Source organism: Streptomyces griseus subsp. griseus, assembly GCF_003610995.1.
GTDB lineage: Bacteria > Actinomycetota > Actinomycetes > Streptomycetales > Streptomycetaceae > Streptomyces.
The window spans coordinates 1,111,712-1,129,913 of record NZ_CP032543.1; the positions used below are offsets into that span (position 1 = coordinate 1,111,712).

Consider the following 18,202-nt stretch of genomic DNA (forward strand, 5'->3'; position numbering starts at 1 on the left):
CGCGGTGACGGGCCGCTCACGGGGCGGCGGCCACGGCGTCCCGGCCGGTGCGGGAGAGCAGGTCGCGGGCCGGTCCGGTGGGGCGGTGGCCCGCCGGCCAGACGGCCCGCAGCTGGCGGCGCAGCCGTACCCCGGCGACCGGGATCTTGACCAGGCGGCGGGAGGACAGCTCCTCGCCGAGGGCCAGCTCGCTCAGCACGCAGGGTCCGGCGCCGCTCTCCGCCGCGCCCTTCACGGCGGTCGTGGAGGAGAGCTCCAGCAGTGGCTGGGCGAGGCCCCCGTGGACGGCGAGGGCGGCGTCCAGGACCTGCCGGGTGCCGGAGCCGCGCTCGCGCAGGATCAGCGGGGTGGCGGCCAGTTCGTCGGGGAGCAGCGGGGTGCGGCGACGGGCCCACGGGTGGCCGGGGGCGACCACGACGACGAGGCGGTCGTGGGCGATGACGGTGCCGTCCAGGCCCTCCGGTATCGACAGGCCCTCGACGAAGCCCAGATCGGCCTCGCCGGTGACGAGGCGCCGGGCGACGTCCGCCGAGTTGCCGACGAGGAGCGAGACGGCCGTGTCCGGGCGCTCGGCGCGCAGGGCGATCAGCCAGCCGGGCAGCAGGTACTCGGCGATGGTCATGCTGGCCGCGACCCGCAGCCGGGAGTCCCGCCGGTCGCGCAGCGCCTGGGCCCCCGCGTCGAACGACTCGGCGGCCTCCACCACCCGGCGCGCCCAGTCGGTGACGAGCGCGCCCGCGCCGGTCAGCCGGGAGCCGCGCGGGGAGCGGTCGAGCAGGGCGACGCCGAGCTGCCGTTCCATGGAGCGGATGCGGCTGGAGGCGGCGGGCTGGGTGATGCCGACGTCCTTGGCGGCCCGTCCGAGACTGCCGTGCCGGGCGACGGCGAGCAGCAGCTCCAGCGCTCCGAGGTCGGGGACCCGGTGGGAGAGGGGGGCGCGGGGGGCTTGGTCGTCGCTGGGCATAAAGCCAGCTTATGACCTCATAGGAACGGAGTCCCTGGTGGACCCGGGCGGGCGCGCGAAGAATCGTGGCATGGCCATCTTTCCGCAGACCCGGACCTCTGCACCACTCCCTGTGGTCGCCCGCCTCCCCCACCGGACGGACCGTGCGCGGCGGCTGCCGTCCCTGCGGTACATCGGCCCCAACTGGTACGCGAGCGTCATGGGCACCGCGATCGTCGCGAGCGCCGGGGCGGCGCTCCCGGGGGACGTGCCCGGGCTGCGCGGCGCGTGCACGGTGGTGTGGGCGCTCTCCGCCGTCCTGCTCGCCACGGTCCTCACCGCCCGGGCCGGCCACTGGCTCCACCACCGCGACCAGGCCCGCGCCCACCTCCTGGACCCGGCCGTCGCCCCCTTCTACGGGTGCCTGGCCATGGCACTGCTCGCGGTCGGCGGGGCCACGCTCACCGTGGGCGTGGATGTCCTCGGCGTACGGGCCGCGCTCGCCGTGGACGTGGTGCTGTTCGTCGTGGGGACGGCGATCGGTCTGCTGGCCGCTGTCGTGGTCCCGTATCTGATGGTCGTACGGCACCGTCCGGCGCCCGGGACCGCGTCGCCGGTCTGGCTGCTGCCGCTGGTCGCCCCGATGGTCTCGGCCTCGCAGGGGGCGCTGCTGGTGCCCCACGTGGCGGCCGGGCAGGGGCGGGAGGCGTTGCTGCTGGCCTGCTACGCGATGTTCGGGCTCTCCCTGCTGGCCACGCTGGTGGTGCTGCCGCTGGTCTTCGCCCGGCTCCTCCACCACGGCCCGCTGCCCCTCGCGCTGACCCCGACCCTGTTCCTGGTGCTGGGGCCGCTGGGCCAGTCCACGACGGCCGTCAACCAGCTGGCCGACGCCGCTCCGGGCGCGGTCGCGGGGTCCTACGCCTCGGCGTTCGGTGCGTTCGCGGTGCTCTACGGGGTTCCGGTGATGGGCTTCGCGCTGCTGTGGCTGGCGCTGGCCGGGGCGATGGTCATCAGGGCGACGCGTGACGGTATGGGTTTCGCGATGACGTGGTGGGCGTTCACGTTCCCCGTGGGTACGTGTGTGACGGGGGCGGCCGGTCTGGCCCGGCACACGGGTCTGGACGCCCTGACCTGGCTGGCCGTGGCGCTGTATGTGTTGCTGGTGGTGGCGTGGGCGGTGGCCGGGGCCCGGACCGTGCGCGGGGTGGTCAGCGGAGCGCTGACGGCAGCTCCTGTGCCGCCCGCAGCAGCGACGGCCCGTACCAGGTGAGCAGCCGGCCGTCGACGAGGGCGGCGGGCAGGCCGGGGAAGGCCTCGGGCCCGTCGTCGGCGGTGAAGCGGTAGGGCTCGTCGGGCAGGACGACCAGCTCGGCGCCGGAGGCGTTCAGCTCGTCGACGGGGATGCGCGGGTAGCGCTCGGCGTGGTCCGCGTACACGTTGTGGACCCCCAGGCGGGCCAGCAGGTCACCGGCGAAGGTGTCGGAGCCGAGCACCATCCAGGGGCGGCGCCAGATCGGTACGACGGCGGGACGCGGACGCGCGGAGGGTGCGGGGAGCTCCGCCCAGGCGGCCTCGGCCTCGTCCAGCCAGCGGGGGCGGGTCAGACCGCAGCCGGTGGTGAGGACCCGGTCCAGCTCGGTGAAGGCCTGCTCCAGGGTACGGATCTCGGTGACCAGGACGTGCAGCCCGGCCTCCCGGAGCGCGGCGAGGTCGGGTGCGCGGTTCTCCTCCTCGTTGGCGATCACCAGATCCGGGGCGAGGGCCGTGACCGCGGCCACGTCCGGGTTCTTGGTGCCGCCGATCCGGGCGGCGGTGAGACCGGCGGGGTGGCTGCACCAGTCGGTGACACCGACGAGCAGTCCGGGGGCGGTGGCGGCGACGGCCTCGGTGAGGGACGGGACGAGGGAGACGACACCCGCGGGCACGGTGGGCACTCCCGGCCCTCAGCGGCGGGGGTCGAAGGTGGCGTCGATGTGCTCCGCGACCGCGACGAGCAGCAGCCGGGTGCCGGGCCGGGTGGCCCGCCAGCGGTGGCGTACGCCGCCGGAGAGGAACAGGGTGTCGCCGCGCTCCAGCCGGTACGCCTGGCCCTCGGCCTCGACCTCGGCGGCGCCCTCGACGACGTACATCAGCTCGTCGTTGCGGTGCTGGAACTCGCGCCCGAGGTCCTGCTCGCCGGTGAACTCCAGGGCGCTGAGCTGGTGGCGCCCGCGCACCACCCGGCGTACGCCGTCGCCCTCCTCGCCCCGTACGACATCGACGGCGCGCGCCGAGTCGGCGGCGGCCCGCAGCCGTGAGGTGGTGGTCTCCAGCGCCTCGGCGACCCGGTCGAGGGAGCGGGCGCTGGGGCGGGCGCGCTCGTTCTCGATCTGGCTGAGGAAGGGCACGGAGAGCCCGCTGCGCTCGGCGACCACGGCCAGCGTGAGGCCCAGGGTGCGGCGCCGACGGCGGACCGCGGCACCCACCCGCGGTGTGTCCTTGTCGTCCATGAACCGGCTCCCTCCCGCCTCAGCCATCCTCCCGGCTGCCAGCACCTTACGCACATGGTTACGCGAGACGTCCGGTTATCGGCCCCCGGACAGCCGGGAGGGGTGGGCCCCGCCCCACGGCGGCACCCACCCCTCACCTGCGTTTTTCCTGCCCGGCGGCCCCTACTGGGGTGCCATGGTGTCCGCGATGCCCGGATTCTCGTCCATCCAGGCCTTCACGGCTTCCTCCTCGTGACCCGCGCCGCGCTTCTGGATCTCGTTCTCCAGACCGCCGAGCTGCTTCTCGTTCAGCTCGAAGTCCTTGAACCACTTCGTGAGCTGCGGGTACTGCTCCGGGAACTCCTTGGAGGCGATGGTGTGCAGCCGGTCGCCGTCACCGAACGCCTTCTTGGGGTCCTTCAGCTTGGTCATGCCGTACTCGTTGTACGCCCAGTGGGGGGTCCAGAGCAGGACGGCGATGGGCTCCTTCTTGGCGTACGCCCTCTTCAGCTCGGCGAGCATGCCGGGCGTGGAGGAGTCCAGGACCTTGTACTCCTTGTCCAGGCCGTACTGCGGCAGGACGTTCGTCTTGAGGTTCTCCATGGTGGCGGTGCCGGGCTCGATGCCGACGATCCGGCCCTTGAAGTCGGAGCCCTTGCCCTTGAGGTCCTCGATGCTCTTGACGTCCTTGACATAGTCGGGGACCGCGACCTCGATGGAGGTCGGCCCGTACCAGGAGCCGAGGTTGCTCAGCTTGTCGCCGTACTTGTCCCAGTAGTTCTTCTGGGTGTACGGCAGCCAGCCGTCGAACTGCACGTCGATCTGGCCGCGCGACATGGCGGCGTACATCGGACCGACCTCGAACTGCTTGAGGTTGATCTTGTAGCCGCGCTCCTCCAGGACCGCCTTCCACAGGTATGTGGCGGCGATGTCCTCCTCCCAGGGGAACCAGGCGACCTCGACCGGGCGCTTGCGCTCGTCGTCACCACCGGCCGCCTGGGCGCCCTTCGGGGCGGGCGACCACTTGTCGGCGACGCCCGGGTTGTCCTTGAGCCAGGTGCGGACGGCTTCCTGCTCCTTGCCGGAGCCGGCCTTCTGGATCTCGGCCTCAAGGCTGGTGAGCTGTTCCTCGCTCATCTTGAAGTCCTTGAGCCACTTGGCGACCGTGGGGTTCTCCTCGGTGAAGCCCTTGCGCGCCAGGGTGTGGATGCCGTCGCCCTCGCCCCAGAGGCCCTTGGGGTCCTTGAGCTTGGTGAGGTCGAAGTCGTTGTACGCCCAGTGCGGCGACCAGAGCGGAACCACGATCGGCTCCTTCTTGGCGTACGCGCGCTTCAGCTCGGCCAGCATGGACGGCGTGGAGCCGTCGATGAGCTTGTACTCCTTGTCCAGGCCGTAGCCCGGCAGGAGCTTGTCCTTGAGCAGACCCATCTCACCGGCGCTCGGCTCGATGCCGACGATCCGGCCCTTGAACTCGGAGGCGCGCCCCTTCAGGTCGTCCATCGACCGGACGTCCTTCATGTACGCGGGAACGGCCAGCTCCAGCGAGGTGGGCTCGTACCAGGCGCCCATGTCCTCCAGGCGGTCCTGGTACTTCTTCCAGTAGCTGGCGTGGGTGGTGGGGAGCCAGGAGTCGGTCTGGAAGTCGATCTGCCCGTTGGCCATGCCGGTGTAGAGCGAGCCGGCCTCGTACTGCTTGACGTCGACCTCGTAGCCGCGCTGCTCCAGCATCTCCTTCCAGAGGAAGGTGGAGGCGATGCCCTCGTCCCACGGGATGTAGCCGATGGATATCTTCTTGCCGTCGCCGACCTTCGCCTCCGCGCCGGAGGCGGTGTTCTTGGCGGAGCCGCCGAAGATGCCCATGCCGCCCGCGACGAGCGCGAGGGCCACGATGGCGGCGACCGCGACGACGGGCTGCGGGCGGTAGGCCCAGATCTTCCAGCCCTCGACGGACGCCTGCGCCTTCGCGGCGGCGCGGCGGCCCAGCGGGGAGACCTCGCGGCCGAGCGCACCGGTCATCCGGTCCAGGTACATGGCGAGGATGACGATGGAGATGCCCGCCTCGAAGCCGAGACCGACGTCGATGTTGCCGATGGCGCGGTAGACGGAGCCACCGAGGCCGCCGCCGCCGACCATGCCCGCGATGACCACCATGGACAGGCCCAGCATGATGACCTGGTTGATGCCCGCCATGATCGTGGGCAGCGCGAGCGGCAGCTGGATGCGCAGCAGGGCGTTGCGCGAGGTGGTGCCGAAGGCCTCGGCCGCCTCGACGAGTTCGCCGTCGACCTGGCGGATGCCGAGCTCGGTCATCCGGACGCCCGGGGGCAGCGCGAAGATGATGGTGGCGATGATGCCGGGGACCACGCCGACGCCGAAGAAGATGACGCCGGGGATCAGGTAGACCATGGCGGGCATGGTCTGCATGAAGTCGAGGACCGGCCGGACCACCGCGCTGACGGTCCTGGACCGGGAGGCCCAGATGCCGAGCGGTACGGCGATGAGCAGCGTGACCAGGGTCGCGACGAGGACCAGGGTGAGGGTGTCCATCGCCTCCGCCCACAGTTCGACGGAGTCGATGAGGGCGAAGCCCACGAAGGCCAGCAGCCCGGCGGGCAGACCGCGCAGCCACCAGGCGATGATCGCGACGATGCCCGCGAAGAGGAGCGGGTGGGGTGCGGAGAGTACGGCGGCTATGCCGTCGAACATACCGCTGACGACAGAGCTGATCGCTTCGAAGAGCCAGGCGAGGTGGGTCTGGAGCCAGTCGACGGCGGAGTCGACCCATTCGCCGAGAGGGAGCCTAAACACTGGCCACCTTCTTCGCGGCATCGTTGTCGGAGAGCGTCTCGCGCGGCTCTCCGGAGTCCTTGGGGGCCTCGGTGGGCGTCATCGGGTCGCCGAGGACGGCGAGCAGCCGGGAGCTGGGGACGACACCGACGAGCTTGCCCTTGGCGTCGGTCACGGCCACCGGGTCCCCGCTCTGCGAGCAGGGGGTGAACAGCTCGATGATCGGTGTGGACTCCGAGACCGTGGCAGGGGCGGCCGCGAGGACGTCCTGCGGGGTGCGCAGCTCCTTGCCGTCGGCCGTGGTGGAGCCCATGACGGTGTGCGGTTCGGCCATGATGGCGCCCGCGGTGAGGACCCGGGAGCGGTCGACGTCCTGGGTGAAGGAGGCGACGTAGTCGTTGGCCGGGGTGACGAGGATGTCCTCGGCGGTGCCGAGCTGGACGATCCGTCCGTCGCGCATCACGGCGATCCGGTCGCCCAGGCGCATGGCCTCGTTGAGGTCATGGGTGATGAAGACGATGGTCTTCTTCAGCCGCTTCTGGAGTTCCAGGAGCTGGTCCTGCATGTCACGGCGGATCAGCGGGTCGAGTGCGCTGAAGGACTCGTCCATGAGGAGCAGGTCGGCGTCGGTGGCCAGGGCGCGGGCGAGGCCGACGCGCTGCTGCATCCCGCCGGAGAGCTCGTCGGGCCAGGAGTCCTCCCAGCCGGCGAGGCCGGTCAGCTCCAGCGCCTCGGTGGCACGCCTGATCCGCTCGGAACGGGGTACACCCTGGACCTCCAGGCCGTACGCGGCGTTGTCCAGGACACTGCGGTGAGGGAAGAGCGCGAAGTGCTGGAAGACCATGCTGATCTTGGTGGAGCGCACGTTCCGCAGGTCGCGGGGGCTCAGGGCGGTGAGGTCCTGGTCGTCGAAGAGCACGCGTCCGGCGGTCGGTTCGAGCAGCCCGTTGAGCATCCGCAGCAGCGTGGACTTGCCCGAGCCGGACAGGCCCATCACCACGAAGATCTGGCCCGGATCCACCGTGAAGGAGGCGTCGATCACCGCTGCGGTCGTTCCGTCGGCGCGGAGCTCGTCGCGGTCGGTGCCGCTCTCCAGCTTTCGCACGGCTTCATCGGGTCGTCGGCCGAACACTTTGTACAAGTTCTCGGCTTGCAGCCTGGACACATACACCTCACGGATTGAACTGAGAAACGGTCTGCCACCCCCGCCGGCAGACCGTGGAGCGGTGCGGGGTCGGTCCGCATGGCACGTACACCAGTTGAAAACGGGACGTGGTCCGCTCCGGTGCCGCGCCTGCCCGTACTTACACAGACCAAACACAAGAGTGATCCAGGTCACCGTCGTGGGCGTTTTCCGGTCACCGGGAGCCATCGACGGCGACTGTCAGTGGCGTGGGGCATCATCGGTTCCGTGACGCGACGCCTGATGCTCCTCGACACCGCCTCCCTCTACTTCCGCGCCTATTTCGGCGTCCCCGACTCGGTGCGCGCACCCGACGGGACCCCGGTCAACGCCGCGCGCGGACTCCTCGACTTCATCGCCCGCCTGGTGCAGGACCACCGGCCGGACGAGCTGGTCGCCTGCTGGGACAACGACTGGCGCCCGCAGTGGCGGGTGGACCTGATCCCGACGTACAAGGCGCACCGGGTGGCCGTCGAGACGCCCGCCGGGCAGAGCGACGAGGAGGAGGTCCCCGACACGCTCTCGCCGCAGGTCCCGATCATCGAGGACGTGCTGGCCGCGCTCGGCATCGCCCGCGTCGGCGTCACGCCGTACGAGGCGGACGATGTGATCGGCACGCTCACCGCCCGGGCGACCGGACCCGTGGACATCGTGACCGGCGACCGCGACCTCTATCAGCTGGTGGACGACGCCCGGCAGGTGCGGGTGCTCTATCCCCTCAAGGGGGTCGGCACGCTCCAGATGACCGATGAGGCGTGGCTCCGCGAGAAGTACGGGGTGGACGGCGCGGGCTATGTGGACCTGGCCCTGCTGCGCGGCGACCCGAGCGACGGGCTCCCGGGCGTTCCCGGGATCGGCGAGAAGACGGCGGCGAAGCTGCTGGACGCGTACGGGGACCTGGCCGGGATCATGGCGGCGGTGGACGACCCCGAGGCGAAGCTCACCCCCTCGCAGCGCAAGCGACTGGACGAGGCGCGGGATTATGTGGCGGTCGCGCCGAAGGTCGTGCGGGTGGCCCAGGACGTGCCGCTGCCCGACTTCGACCCGGCGCTCCCCCGCGAGCCGCGCGACCCGGCCGCCCTGGAAGCGCTTGCCGGCCGGTGGGGGCTGGGCGGGGCACTTCAGCGACTCCTCACCACACTCCAGGCCTGAGGTGTTAACTTAGGCATACCTAAGTCATCGGGGCCGGAGGCGTCCGGCCCCGTGCGCCGAATTCGTACGCCGCACGTCCCCGTCCACCGACGACCGTGCCCGTACGTCACAACCCAGGGAGTACCTCGTGGCAGAGCGGCCGGCCCGGCAAGGACCCAAGGCCCAGGGGGCGCAGGTCGTGCGCACCGAGCAGATCACACCGCACATGGTGCGCGTGGTCCTCGGCGGCGAAGGGCTCGCCGACTTCTCCCTGGACGGCTACACCGACCACTACATCAAGCTGTGCTTCGCGCCCGAGGGCGCGGACTACGCGCACCCGTTCGACATCGCCGCCATCCGCGAGAGCCACCCGCGCGAGCTGTGGCCCACCACGCGTACGTACACGATCCGCTCGTGGGACCCGGTCGCCCGGGAGATGGCCGTCGACTTCGTCGTCCACGGCGACGAGGGCCTCGCGGGCCCCTGGGCGCGGCGCGCCCGCGCCGGCGAGCAGGTCACCTTCCTCGGCCCCGGCGGCGGTTACGCCCCGCAGCCCTCGGCCGGCTGGCATCTCCTGGCCGGTGACGAGAGCGCCCTCCCGGCGATCGCCGCCTCGCTGGAGCAGCTGCCGGCGGGCGCCCTGGTGCACGCCTTCGTCGAGGTGCCGGACTCCTCCGAGGAGCAGAAGATCGTGACGCCCGACGGGGTCGAGGTGACCTGGCTGCACCGCGGCGACCGGCCGGTCGGCGAGCTGCTGACCGCAGCGGTGAAGGGGCTGGACTTCCCCGAGGGCGAGGTGCAGGCGTTCGTGCACGGCGAGGCGGGCTTCGTGAAGGAGATCCGCCGCTATCTGCGCGTGGAGCGGCAGATCCCGCTCGCCCAGCTGTCGATCTCCGGCTACTGGCGTCTCGGCCAGAACGACGACGCCTGGCGCGCGGTGAAGCGCGAGTGGAACGAGCAGGTGGAGCGCGAGCAGGAGGGTCCGGGCGCGGCCGCGTAGGACCGCCCCGGCACCCGGACCCCGTCCGCCGTCCTCGGCGGGCGGGGTCCGCGCATGCCCGCCGGCCCCGGCCGGACGTCAGGCGTCTGAAGCACCCCCGCCGGCCACTCCGGACTCGTAGCGCCGGACCGAGACATCCTCGTGGGCCAGCCTGCGCAGAGCCCCGAACATCGCCTCCCCAGGACCGTCCCGACGACCACGCTCTCCACCAGCTCCTCGCGGGCCACCCGGCGCTGGACGTAGTCGAGATCGGCCCGGGCGACCGACTCGGCCGCGTCCGCGTAGACGTCCATCAGGTCGGCGAACCCGCCGTGGCCGACCTGGCGCAGCGCGGCGATCACCCCGGCCAGCGACTCGGCGGCCGTCGCCCGCTCCTCGACCTGCCAGCCGCGCCGCCGCAGCAGGCCGGCCACCTCCTCCCGGGCCTGTTCCAGCTCCGGCCCGGCCTCGCCGTCGCCGAGCGGGGGGACGCCCTCCGACGCCCGGCCCAGCACCTTGATCACCGGCTGCGCGGGGTCGTCCGCGGCCTCCAGCACCTCGCCGATGGCCGCGAGCGAGAGGCCGCCCACCTCCAGCAGGACCCGGATGAGACGCAGCCGCCGTTCGTGTCCGGGGCCGTAGTCCGCCTGGTTGGGGCTGGTCAGCTCCCCTGCGGGCAGAAGCCGTTCCCGTACATAGAACTTGATCGTCGGTACCGGAACCCCGGACCTGCGACTCAACTCGCCGATGCGCACCGCGTGTTCGCCCTTCCGCCCTTGCCAGATCAGACCGCCATCATAGATAGTACCCCTACCGGATAGCGGTAAGCGCCACTATCCATATGTAGAGGCAGAGCAAGCACACAGCACACAGGGGGTCCCTCATGTCGTCATGGCGTTCCTGGCATCGCCCGTTAGTCGTCCTCTCCTTCCTGATGGCCCTCTGGGCACTCGTCTCCGCCGTCGGCCTCGTGGTCGACGACCGGCTCCTGGTGGGCGCCCCGATCTGGGCGAAGCCGTTCAAGTTCTTCGTCTCCTTCGCCGCCTACGGCCTGACGCTGGCCTGGATGCTGGCGCAGACGACCTGGGGGCGTCGGACCGGCTGGTGGGCGGGGAACGTCGTCGTTCTCACGAGCCTCGTCGAGATGGTGATCATCACCGGGCAGGTCATCCGCGGGAAGCGCAGCCACTTCAACGCCGAGACCGCGTTCGACGAGACCCTGTACACGGTGATGGGGCTCACCGTCGCCGTCCTGTGGGCGGCCACCCTGGTCATCGCCGTCCTGCTGCTACGCGCTCCGCTCGCCGACCGGGCGACGGCCTGGGCGATCCGTGGCGGTGTGCTGATCGCCCTGGCGGGCGCGGCCGTCGGCTTCCTGATGGCGCAGCCGACCGCCGAGCAGCGGGCCGCCGGGAATCTGGACACCGCCGATGTGATCGGCGCCCACTCCGTCGGCGTGCCGGACGGCGGGCCCGCGATGCCGCTGACCGGCTGGTCCACGACCGGCGGCGACCTGCGGATCCCGCACTTCGTGGGCATGCACGCGCTCCAGCTCATCCCGCTGTTCCTGATCGCCCTGGTGGTGCTCGCGCCCCGGTCCGCCCGGCTGCACGATGCCGGGGTGCGGCTGCGTCTCGTCCGGGTGGTGGCCCTCGGGTACGCGGGGCTCGTCGCGCTGACCTTCTGGCAGGCGCTGCGGGGGCAGCCCCTCGTCCACCCGGACGCGGCAACCCTCATGGCCGCCGGGGCGCTCCTGGCGGCGGTGGCGGCCGGGGTGTGGGCCGCGCTGCGCACCACCGCACCCGAGCCCGTATCCGTACACGCAGAGACCGAACCGGCTTCCGACAGCAAGGAGTTCACGGCATGACCGGAACCCTCTTCGACATCACGTTCTATCTGGCCGCGCCCTTCTGGCTGCTGATGATCTCCGTCCCGGCCTGGTCGGTCACCACCCGGGTCGTCTCCTCACCGCTGACGGTCCTGCCGCTCCTCACCGTCTACACCGTCCTGGCCGTTCAGGTCTTCCCCGAGCTCTGGACGGCGGTGAGCACTCCGGACCTCGGCACCTTCCAGGAGCTGACGGCGCTGGCCGAGGGCGCCGGGGCCCTGTGGGCGCAGGTGATCGCCTGGGATCTGCTGGTCGGCCAGTGGATGTTCCTCCAGAGCCGGAAGCTCGGCCTCTCGCCATGGCTGATGGGCCCGCTGCTGGTGCTGACGATCCTGCTCTCGCCCTTCGGGCTGCTGGTCTTTCTCGCCCTGCGCGCCGCCCGGCGGGGCACGGACCGGCCGCGGGAGCGGTGCGGCTGAAACGCGCCGCTGCGTCGTACAGCCGGGCGGGACCGGTTCTGGAAAGATCGCGGGCATCGGACCAATCCGGACGGCCACTGGCTCCGAATCAATTTCCGGAACCGATGACGTCCCGGGAGGAAACCCGCGTGAACCAAGCCGTACAGATCAGCGGGGTGCCCTCGCCAGAGCCTGACCTGCAGGAACTCATGGTGCTGGTCGCGCGGGGGGACCAGGACGCGTTCGCCAGGGTGTATGACGCGGTCTCCGGGCCTGTGCTCGGCCTCGTACGCAGCGTGCTGCGCGACCCGGCCCAGTCGGAGGAGGTCGCCCAGGAGGTCCTGGTCGAGGTGTGGCGTACCGCCCCCGCTTCCAGGCCTCCCGGGGCAGCGCGATGAACTGGGTGCTGACCCTCGCCCACCACCGGGCCGTCGACCGGGTCCGCTCGGCGGAGGCATCGGCTGCACGGGAGCACAAGGCGGCGCTGCTGGACCGGACGCCGGCCTTCGACGAGGTCTCCGAACAGGTGGAGACACGGTTGGAGAGAGAGCAGGTACGCCGCTGTCTGCGGACCCTGTCCGAACTCCAGCGGCAGTCCGTGACCCTGGCCTACTACCGGGGGCTGACCTACCGTGAGGTGGCGGAACTCCTCACCGTGCCGCTGGGCACCATCAAGACACGACTCCGCGACGGCCTGATCCGGCTGCGCGACTGCCTGGGGGTGAGCGCATGAGCACGGCCGAACTGCACACGCTGACCGGGGCCTATGCCTGCATGCGCTGCCGGAGGACGAGCGCCGCGAGTTCGAGCGGCATCTGAGCGACTGCGAGGCCTGCACCCAGGAGGTGCGGGAGCTGTCGGCCACGGCCGCCCGGCTCGGTCTCGCCGTCGCCGAGAGGCCGCCGCGCGAGCTGCGCGAGAGGGTGCTGGCGGAGATCACGACCGTGCGCCAGGAAGTGCCGTCGCACGGCGGATCAGGACGTACGGGCGGCGGCCGTACCGGCCGCTTGACCACCTACGCGCTGGCCGCCTGCATCGCGGCGGCGGCCGCCTTCGGCGGGGTGGCGGTGTGGCAGAACCAGGTGGCGCAGGACGCCCGCCAGGAGGCGAACCAGGCCCAGCGACAGAGCGAGCAGCTGGCCCAGGTGCTCGCCGCACCCGACGCGAAGACCAGCTCGGGCGAGCTGACCGGCGGCGCGCGCGGCACCGTCGTCGTCTCGCAGCAGGAGAACCGGGCGGTCTTCCTGGCCTCGGGGATGGACCGGCCGCCGAGCGGCAAGGTCTACCAGCTGTGGTTCAACGACGAGGGCACCATGCGCTCGGCCGGTCTGATGAACCCTCGGCGAGCGACGACGCGGTGCTGTTGGACGGGCCGGTGGACCACGCCTCGGGGATGGGGATCACGGTCGAACCGGCGGGCGGATCGGCCGAACCGACCTCCGACCCGGTGGCCCTGATGGACTTCCCGACCGCCTGACCGATCGCCCCCGCCCCCTCTGCAAGGAGCAACCGTTCCATGAACGTCGCGGTGGTGCTGTTCACCTCCGATCTGCGTCTGCACGACAACCCGGTGCTGCGTTCCGCCCTGCGGGACGCGGACCGGGTCGTCCCGCTCTTCGTCCGGGACGACGCCGTCCACCGGACCGGCTTCGACGCGCCCAACCGGCTCGCGTTCCTCGCCGACTGCCTGGCGGACCTGGACGACGGGCTGCGGAGACGCGGCGGGCGGCTTGTCGTCCGTACCGGCTCGGTGGCCGAGGAAGTGCGCCGGCTGGTCGAGGAGACCGGGGCGGGGGCCGTGCACCTGGCCGCCGGCGTGAGCGGGTACGCGGCACGGCGTGAGGAGCAGCTCCGTACCGCCCTGGCGGACACCGGCTGCGACCTGCGCATCCATGACGCGGTGGTCACCGCGCTCGCTCCGGGCCGGGTGGTCCCGACGGGCAAGGACCACTTCGCGGTGTTCACCCCGTACTTCCGCCGTTGGGAGGCGGCGGGGGTACGGGGCACACTGACCGCACCCCGCACGGTCCAGCTGCCGGACGGCGAGCTCTCGTCCGACCCCCTTCCCATCCGGGACGACGTCAAGGACGTCTCGCCCGGCCTGGCCCAGGGCGGCGAGCAGGCGGGCCGCAAGCTGGTGACGTCCTGGCTCAACGGCGACCTGGCCGACTACGCGGACGGCCACGACGATCTCGCCGGGGACGCCACCTCCCGGCTCTCCCCCCACCTCCACTTCGGTACGGTCTCCGCCGCCGAACTGGCCACCCGTGCCCAGGAGAAGGGCGGCCCGGGCGGTGAGGCGTTCGTCCGGCAGCTGGCCTGGCGCGACTTCCACCACCAGGTCCTGGCCGCCCGCCACGACGCCTCCTGGTCCGACTACCGGCCCCGCCACGACAGCTGGCGCTCCGACGAGGACGAGATCACCGCCTGGAAGACCGGACAGACCGGTTATCCGGTGGTGGACGCGGCGATGCGGCAGCTGGCGCACGAGGGGTGGATGCACAACCGGGGCCGGCTGCTCGCCGCGAGCTTCCTCACCAAGACGCTGTACGTGGACTGGCGGGTGGGCGCCCGGCACTTCCTGGAGCTGCTGGTCGACGGCGACATCGCCAACAACCAGCTCAACTGGCAGTGGGTCGCGGGCACCGGCACGGACACCCGGCCCAACCGGGTCCTCAACCCGGTGACCCAGGCCAAGCGCTACGACCCGCACGGCGACTACGTACGCCGGTGGGTGCCGGAGCTGGCGGAGGTGAAGGGGTCTGCCATTCACGAGCCCTGGAAGGTGGAAGGGCTGGACTACCCGGAGCCGGTGGTGGACCTGGGCGAGGCGCGGGCCCGGTTCGAGAAGGCGCGCGGGCTGGACTGAGGCACGGGCGGGGCCCGTACACCTGTGTGTGCGGGCCCCGCCGGTCTCACCCGCGCCGCGGCGGCCGGGGGAAGAACCCGCTGGTCCGGGCCTGGTACTCGGCGAAGCCCGGGCGGTCGGCCATATGGCGCTCCAGCAGGGCCGCCCCGCTGCCCTTGGTCAGCAGGAACGTCATCACCAGCGGGGCGACGACCGTCGCGGCGGCGGCAGCGGGGGCCTGGCAGACGAAGAGGAACAGGCCCCACCAGACGAGGAAGTCGCCGAAGTAGTTCGGGTGCCGGGTCCACGACCACAGGCCCCGGTCCATGATCTTCCCCTTGTTGGCGGGGTCGGCCTTGAACCGGGCGAGCTGGTGGTCCCCGATCCCCTCGAAGGCCAGCCCGGCCGCCCACAGCACCGCCCCCGCCCAGGCCCACCACACCAGAGGCCCGGTCAGATACTGCGCCGCCTGGACCGGCAGCGAGACCAGCCAGACCAACGCGCCCTGGAGCAGGTAGACCTTGCGCAGGGCGTAGAGCTGGGGGTTGCCGGGGGCCTTGGCGAGCATCTTCTCGTAGCGCGGGTCCTCCCCGTGGCCGCGCCCGCGCCGTCCGATGTGGACGGCGAGCCGCAGCCCCCAGACCACGGTCAGGACGGTCACCACCAGGCGCCGTACGTCGTCGCCCTCACCGGCCGAGAGACCGTAGGAGACGAGGGCGACGGCGGCGAAGCCGATGCCCCAGGCCACGTCGACGATGCGGTGGACGCCCTTTCTCAGCGCGATGGCGAAGGTGACCAGCATGACGGCGAGGGCGGCGCCGGCCGCGCCCGCGAGCCCGCTCGCGAACGCGGCCCAGGCGAAGCCGCTCACCGGTCCGCCGCCGAAGTCCCGTACCAGTCACGCCGTGTGGCGGGCATCGCGGCCTTCCCGGCACGGTCAGGCCGTACGCACAGGATCTGGTCGACGCCCATGCGCCGCTCCTCGAACGCGAGGGCGCCGCCGACGAGATAGAGCCGCCAGACGCGCGCGGTCTCCTCCCCCACCAGGTCGGTGAAGTCCGTCCACCGCTCCTCCAGCGTCCGCCGCCAGGCGTCCACGGTCAGGACGTAGTGCTCGCGCAGCGCTTCCACGTCCCGTACTTCGAGCCCGGCTCCCTCCAGCAGCCCGACGGTCTCCCCGACCGGCCGCATGTGCATGTCCGGGGCGATGTACGACTCGATGAACGCACCGCCACCGGGCGCGTTGGCCCCGCGCGACATCTGCTGGACCAGCACCCGGCCCTGGGGGCGCAGGGAGTCGTGCAGGATACGGGTGAACGCGGGGTACTCGGCGTCGCCGACGTGCTCGCCCATCTCGACGGTGGAGACGGCGTCGTACGTGCCCCGGGTCTCCGGCCGCTCCGCGATGTCGCGGTAGTCGATGTTGAGGACCTCGACCAGCTCCTCCAGACCGCGTTCCGCCACCTGCCCCCGGACGTACGCGGCCTGTTCGGCGGCGAGCGTGACGGCGGTGACCCGGACACCATGGTGCTGGGCCGCGTGGAGGGTCAGTGAGCCCCAGCCGCAGCCGATGTCCAACAGGCGTGCGCCGGGCCGCAGTCCGAGCTTGCGGCAGATCAGCTCCAGCTTGTCGCGCTGCGCGTCGGCGGGGCCGTAGCCGGGTGCGTCGCTGGTCCAGTAGCCGCAGGAGTACGCCATCGTCTCGTCGAGGAGCAGCGCGTAGAAGGCGTTGGACAGGTCGTAGTGGTGGCTGATCGCCGCCCGGTCCCGGGCCTTGCTGTGCAGCGCCCCGCGCAGCCCGGCCCGGGCCGCGGGCACCGGCGGGCGGGGTCCCACGGCGCCGAGGCGCAGGGCGGTGCCAGCGGCTCTGAGCCGGTCGGCGAGGCCGGGCGCGGGCGGGGTGAGGCCGCGTTCGTCGATCGCGCGGCGCATGGCGCGCAGCCCGTCGCCGAGATCCTCGTCGAGGTCGATCTCCCCGGTGATATACGCCTCCGCCAGGCCGAGTTCACCCGGCTCCCAGAGCAGGCGGCGCAGCGCGCGCCGGGAGCGTACGTGGACCGTGGGCGCGTCCTCGGGTCCGGCCTCGCTGCCGTCCCACATCCGCACCCGGACCGGCAGTCCGCCGCCGAGCAGCCGCTCGGCCAGGGGTTCCAGCCGTTGGGCGGCGCCGGCGGGGGTGCGGCGGGCGGCGGGCTTCGCGGGGGGCCGGGGGGCGGTGGTGGTCACGGGGTCTCCTGCTGGGTCGGGCCGTCGGCCGGTTCGTGGGCGGTCCGGTCGGCGGGGTCGCGGGTCAGGAGCAGCTGCTGCACATCGAGGTAGCCGGAGCGGAAGCCCGCCTCCGAGTAGGCCAGATAGAAGGTCCACATCCGGCGGAAGACGGCGTCGAAGCCGAGGGCGTCGACCTCGGCGGACCGCTCGGTGAACCGTTCGCGCCACAGGCGCAGCGTCTCGGCGTAGTGCGCGCCGTAACCGATGCGCTGCGCGGTCCGCAGGCGGGTGTGCTCGGTGGTGACCCGTTCGATCGCCTCGGTGGAGGGCAGCAGTCCGCCCGGGAAGATGTACTTGTGGATCCAGGTGTACGTGGAGCGGCTGGCGCGCAGCCGGTCGTCCGGCATCGTGATGGCCTGGAGGGCGACCCGGCCGCCGGGGGCGAGCAGCCGGTCCAGGGTCCGGAAGTAGACGGGCCAGAACTCCTCGCCGACCGCCTCGATCATCTCGACGCTGACGACGGCGTCGTACTCGCCGGTGACCTGGCGGTAGTCGCTGAGCCGGACCTCGACCCGGTCCTCGAACCCGGCCTCGAGGATGCGCGTACGGGCCAGTTCGCGCTGTTCGGCGGAGAGGGTGACGGTGGTGACGCGGGCCCCACGGGCGGCGGCCCGGATGGCGAGTTCGCCCCAGCCGGTGCCGATCTCCAGGAGCCGGGTCCCCTCGCCGACCCCGGCGGCGTCCAGCAGCCGGTCGATCTTGCGGTGCTGGGCGGCGGGCAGCAGGGCCTGCTCGGCGGGGAAGCCGCGGAAGACGGCGGAGGAGTAGGAGAGCGTCTCGTCCAGGAAGAGGGCGAAGAGGTCGTTGGAGAGGTCGTAGTGGTGGCTGATGTTGTCCCGCGACCCCTCGGGGGTGTTGAGCTGCGCCTCGGGCTTGCGCAGCGCCCAGAGGGAGCGCAGCCGTTGGAGCGGGGCGGGGATCAGTTCTGCGGCGTTGTCGGCGAGGACGGTGAGGACGGCCACGAGGTCGGGGGCGTCCCACTCACCGGCCATGTAGGACTCACCGAACCCGATGAGCCCGCTCGCGCCGATCCGCCCGAAGAAGGCGTCGGGGTCGCGGATGTCCATCAGCGGCCCGCCGAGGCCGATGTCCTGCCCACCCGCGAGCCGGACGCGCAGGGGCAGCCGGGCGAGCGCGTGGCGGACGATGCGTCGGGCGACGGCGGTACGGGCGCGGGAGGCGCGCGGCCGGCTGACGATGTCGGGCCAGCGCTCGGGGTCGGTGGCGGGGTTCAGCTCTCCGGCCGGTGCGGGGGTGTGGCCCCTGGGCGCGGGGACCTGCCCCGGTGCGGGGGCGGTGTGTCCCGCGG

At 72.0% G+C, this 18,202-nt stretch carries 14 protein-coding genes and 3 pseudogenes; 8 read left to right on the forward strand and 9 right to left on the reverse strand.

Going from position 1 to position 18,202, the window contains the following annotated elements; translation table 11 throughout:
* Nucleotides 1–16: 16 nt before the first annotated feature.
* Nucleotides 17–964 carry a LysR family transcriptional regulator gene (locus D6270_RS05140; RefSeq protein WP_109166531.1) on the reverse strand — a complete coding sequence of 316 codons (948 nt, stop codon included), beginning with the start codon at nt 962–964 and terminating at the stop codon, nt 17–19.
* 70 nt (nt 965–1,034) lie between these two features.
* Here D6270_RS05140 and D6270_RS05145 point away from each other — a divergent pair, with 70 nt between their 5' ends.
* A complete protein-coding gene (locus tag D6270_RS05145; RefSeq protein ID WP_109166530.1) occupies nt 1,035–2,213 on the forward strand; it encodes a TDT family transporter in 1,179 nt (392 codons plus the stop codon).
* Here the strand turns inward: D6270_RS05145 and D6270_RS05150 are convergent.
* The 4 genes from D6270_RS05150 to D6270_RS05165 all read right to left on the reverse strand — a co-directional run bounded on the left by D6270_RS05150 (nt 2,152) and on the right by D6270_RS05165 (nt 7,363).
* The gene (locus D6270_RS05150) at nt 2,152–2,868 is read right to left on the reverse strand and encodes a helical backbone metal receptor (RefSeq protein ID WP_109167581.1); all 717 of its coding nucleotides are present in this window, start codon (nt 2,866–2,868) and stop codon (nt 2,152–2,154) included. The genes D6270_RS05145 and D6270_RS05150 overlap by 62 nt on opposite strands.
* An 18-nt stretch (nt 2,869–2,886) precedes the next feature.
* The gene (locus tag D6270_RS05155; RefSeq protein ID WP_109166529.1) at nt 2,887–3,432 is read right to left on the reverse strand and encodes a helix-turn-helix domain-containing protein; all 546 of its coding nucleotides are present in this window, start codon (nt 3,430–3,432) and stop codon (nt 2,887–2,889) included.
* Nucleotides 3,433–3,594: 162 nt separating this feature from the next.
* Complete coding sequence (locus D6270_RS05160; protein ID WP_109166528.1) at nt 3,595–6,219, reverse strand: ABC transporter permease/substrate binding protein; 2,625 nt, start codon at nt 6,217–6,219, stop codon at nt 3,595–3,597.
* Nucleotides 6,212–7,363, reverse strand: a complete 1,152-nt coding sequence (locus D6270_RS05165; RefSeq protein ID WP_109166527.1) for a quaternary amine ABC transporter ATP-binding protein — start codon at nt 7,361–7,363, stop codon at nt 6,212–6,214. The genes D6270_RS05160 and D6270_RS05165 overlap by 8 nt, the downstream gene beginning before the upstream one ends.
* A 261-nt stretch (nt 7,364–7,624) precedes the next feature.
* Between D6270_RS05165 and D6270_RS05170 the strand changes: the two genes are divergently transcribed.
* The gene (locus D6270_RS05170) at nt 7,625–8,533 is read left to right on the forward strand and encodes a 5'-3' exonuclease (protein ID WP_202418897.1); all 909 of its coding nucleotides are present in this window, start codon (nt 7,625–7,627) and stop codon (nt 8,531–8,533) included.
* Between the two features lie 127 nt (nt 8,534–8,660).
* Nucleotides 8,661–9,512 carry a siderophore-interacting protein gene (locus D6270_RS05175; RefSeq protein WP_109166525.1) on the forward strand — a complete coding sequence of 284 codons (852 nt, stop codon included), beginning with the start codon at nt 8,661–8,663 and terminating at the stop codon, nt 9,510–9,512.
* Between the two features lie 78 nt (nt 9,513–9,590).
* Here D6270_RS05175 and D6270_RS05180 read toward each other — a convergent pair.
* Nucleotides 9,591–10,246: pseudogene (locus tag D6270_RS05180) on the reverse strand (MerR family transcriptional regulator).
* A gap of 179 nt (nt 10,247–10,425) precedes the next feature.
* Here D6270_RS05180 and D6270_RS05185 point away from each other — a divergent pair.
* The 5 genes and pseudogenes from D6270_RS05185 to D6270_RS05205 all read left to right on the forward strand — a co-directional run bounded on the left by D6270_RS05185 (nt 10,426) and on the right by D6270_RS05205 (nt 14,646).
* Nucleotides 10,426–11,358 (forward strand): hypothetical protein, encoded by a 933-nt coding sequence (locus D6270_RS05185; RefSeq protein WP_204117230.1) that lies wholly within the window; start codon nt 10,426–10,428, stop codon nt 11,356–11,358.
* Nucleotides 11,355–11,798 (forward strand): ABA4-like family protein, encoded by a 444-nt coding sequence (locus D6270_RS05190; protein ID WP_109166522.1) that lies wholly within the window; start codon nt 11,355–11,357, stop codon nt 11,796–11,798. Before D6270_RS05185 ends, D6270_RS05190 begins: the two co-directional genes overlap by 4 nt.
* Before the next feature lie 104 nt (nt 11,799–11,902).
* A pseudogene (locus tag D6270_RS05195) lies at nt 11,903–12,510 on the forward strand (sigma-70 family RNA polymerase sigma factor).
* A pseudogene (locus D6270_RS05200) lies at nt 12,507–13,254 on the forward strand (anti-sigma factor domain-containing protein). Before D6270_RS05195 ends, D6270_RS05200 begins: the two co-directional pseudogenes overlap by 4 nt.
* A 39-nt stretch (nt 13,255–13,293) precedes the next feature.
* Nucleotides 13,294–14,646 carry a cryptochrome/photolyase family protein gene (locus tag D6270_RS05205; RefSeq protein WP_109166519.1) on the forward strand — a complete coding sequence of 451 codons (1,353 nt, stop codon included), beginning with the start codon at nt 13,294–13,296 and terminating at the stop codon, nt 14,644–14,646.
* Nucleotides 14,647–14,692: 46 nt separating this feature from the next.
* On the opposite strand, the gene D6270_RS05210 is transcribed toward D6270_RS05205, so the two are convergent.
* From D6270_RS05210 to D6270_RS05220, 3 genes are read right to left on the reverse strand one after another with little or no spacing between them, the layout of a single operon-like run.
* On the reverse strand, nt 14,693–15,496 hold the full coding sequence (locus D6270_RS05210; RefSeq protein ID WP_109166518.1) for a DUF1295 domain-containing protein: 804 nt from the start codon (nt 15,494–15,496) through the stop codon (nt 14,693–14,695).
* Nucleotides 15,493–16,851 carry a class I SAM-dependent methyltransferase gene (locus D6270_RS05215; RefSeq protein WP_109166517.1) on the reverse strand — a complete coding sequence of 453 codons (1,359 nt, stop codon included), beginning with the start codon at nt 16,849–16,851 and terminating at the stop codon, nt 15,493–15,495. The genes D6270_RS05210 and D6270_RS05215 overlap by 4 nt, the downstream gene beginning before the upstream one ends.
* The gene (locus D6270_RS05220) at nt 16,848–18,128 is read right to left on the reverse strand and encodes an SAM-dependent methyltransferase (protein ID WP_109167580.1); all 1,281 of its coding nucleotides are present in this window, start codon (nt 18,126–18,128) and stop codon (nt 16,848–16,850) included. The genes D6270_RS05215 and D6270_RS05220 overlap by 4 nt, the downstream gene beginning before the upstream one ends.
* Between the last annotated feature and the right edge of the window lie 74 nt (nt 18,129–18,202).

What these genes read in the sequence shown, in the direction of transcription:
- D6270_RS05140 (WP_109166531.1), bottom strand. Translation starts at nt 964, where the DNA reads ATGCCCAGCGACGACCAAGCCCCCCGCGCCCCCCTCTCCCACCGGGTC.
- D6270_RS05170 (WP_202418897.1), top strand. Translation starts at nt 7,625, where the DNA reads ATGCTCCTCGACACCGCCTCCCTCTACTTCCGCGCCTATTTCGGCGTC.
- D6270_RS05185 (WP_204117230.1), top strand. Translation starts at nt 10,426, where the DNA reads ATGGCCCTCTGGGCACTCGTCTCCGCCGTCGGCCTCGTGGTCGACGAC.
- D6270_RS05205 (WP_109166519.1), top strand. Translation starts at nt 13,294, where the DNA reads ATGAACGTCGCGGTGGTGCTGTTCACCTCCGATCTGCGTCTGCACGAC.
- D6270_RS05190 (WP_109166522.1), top strand. Translation starts at nt 11,355, where the DNA reads ATGACCGGAACCCTCTTCGACATCACGTTCTATCTGGCCGCGCCCTTC.
- D6270_RS05155 (WP_109166529.1), bottom strand. Translation starts at nt 3,432, where the DNA reads ATGGACGACAAGGACACACCGCGGGTGGGTGCCGCGGTCCGCCGTCGG.
- D6270_RS05145 (WP_109166530.1), top strand. Translation starts at nt 1,035, where the DNA reads ATGGCCATCTTTCCGCAGACCCGGACCTCTGCACCACTCCCTGTGGTC.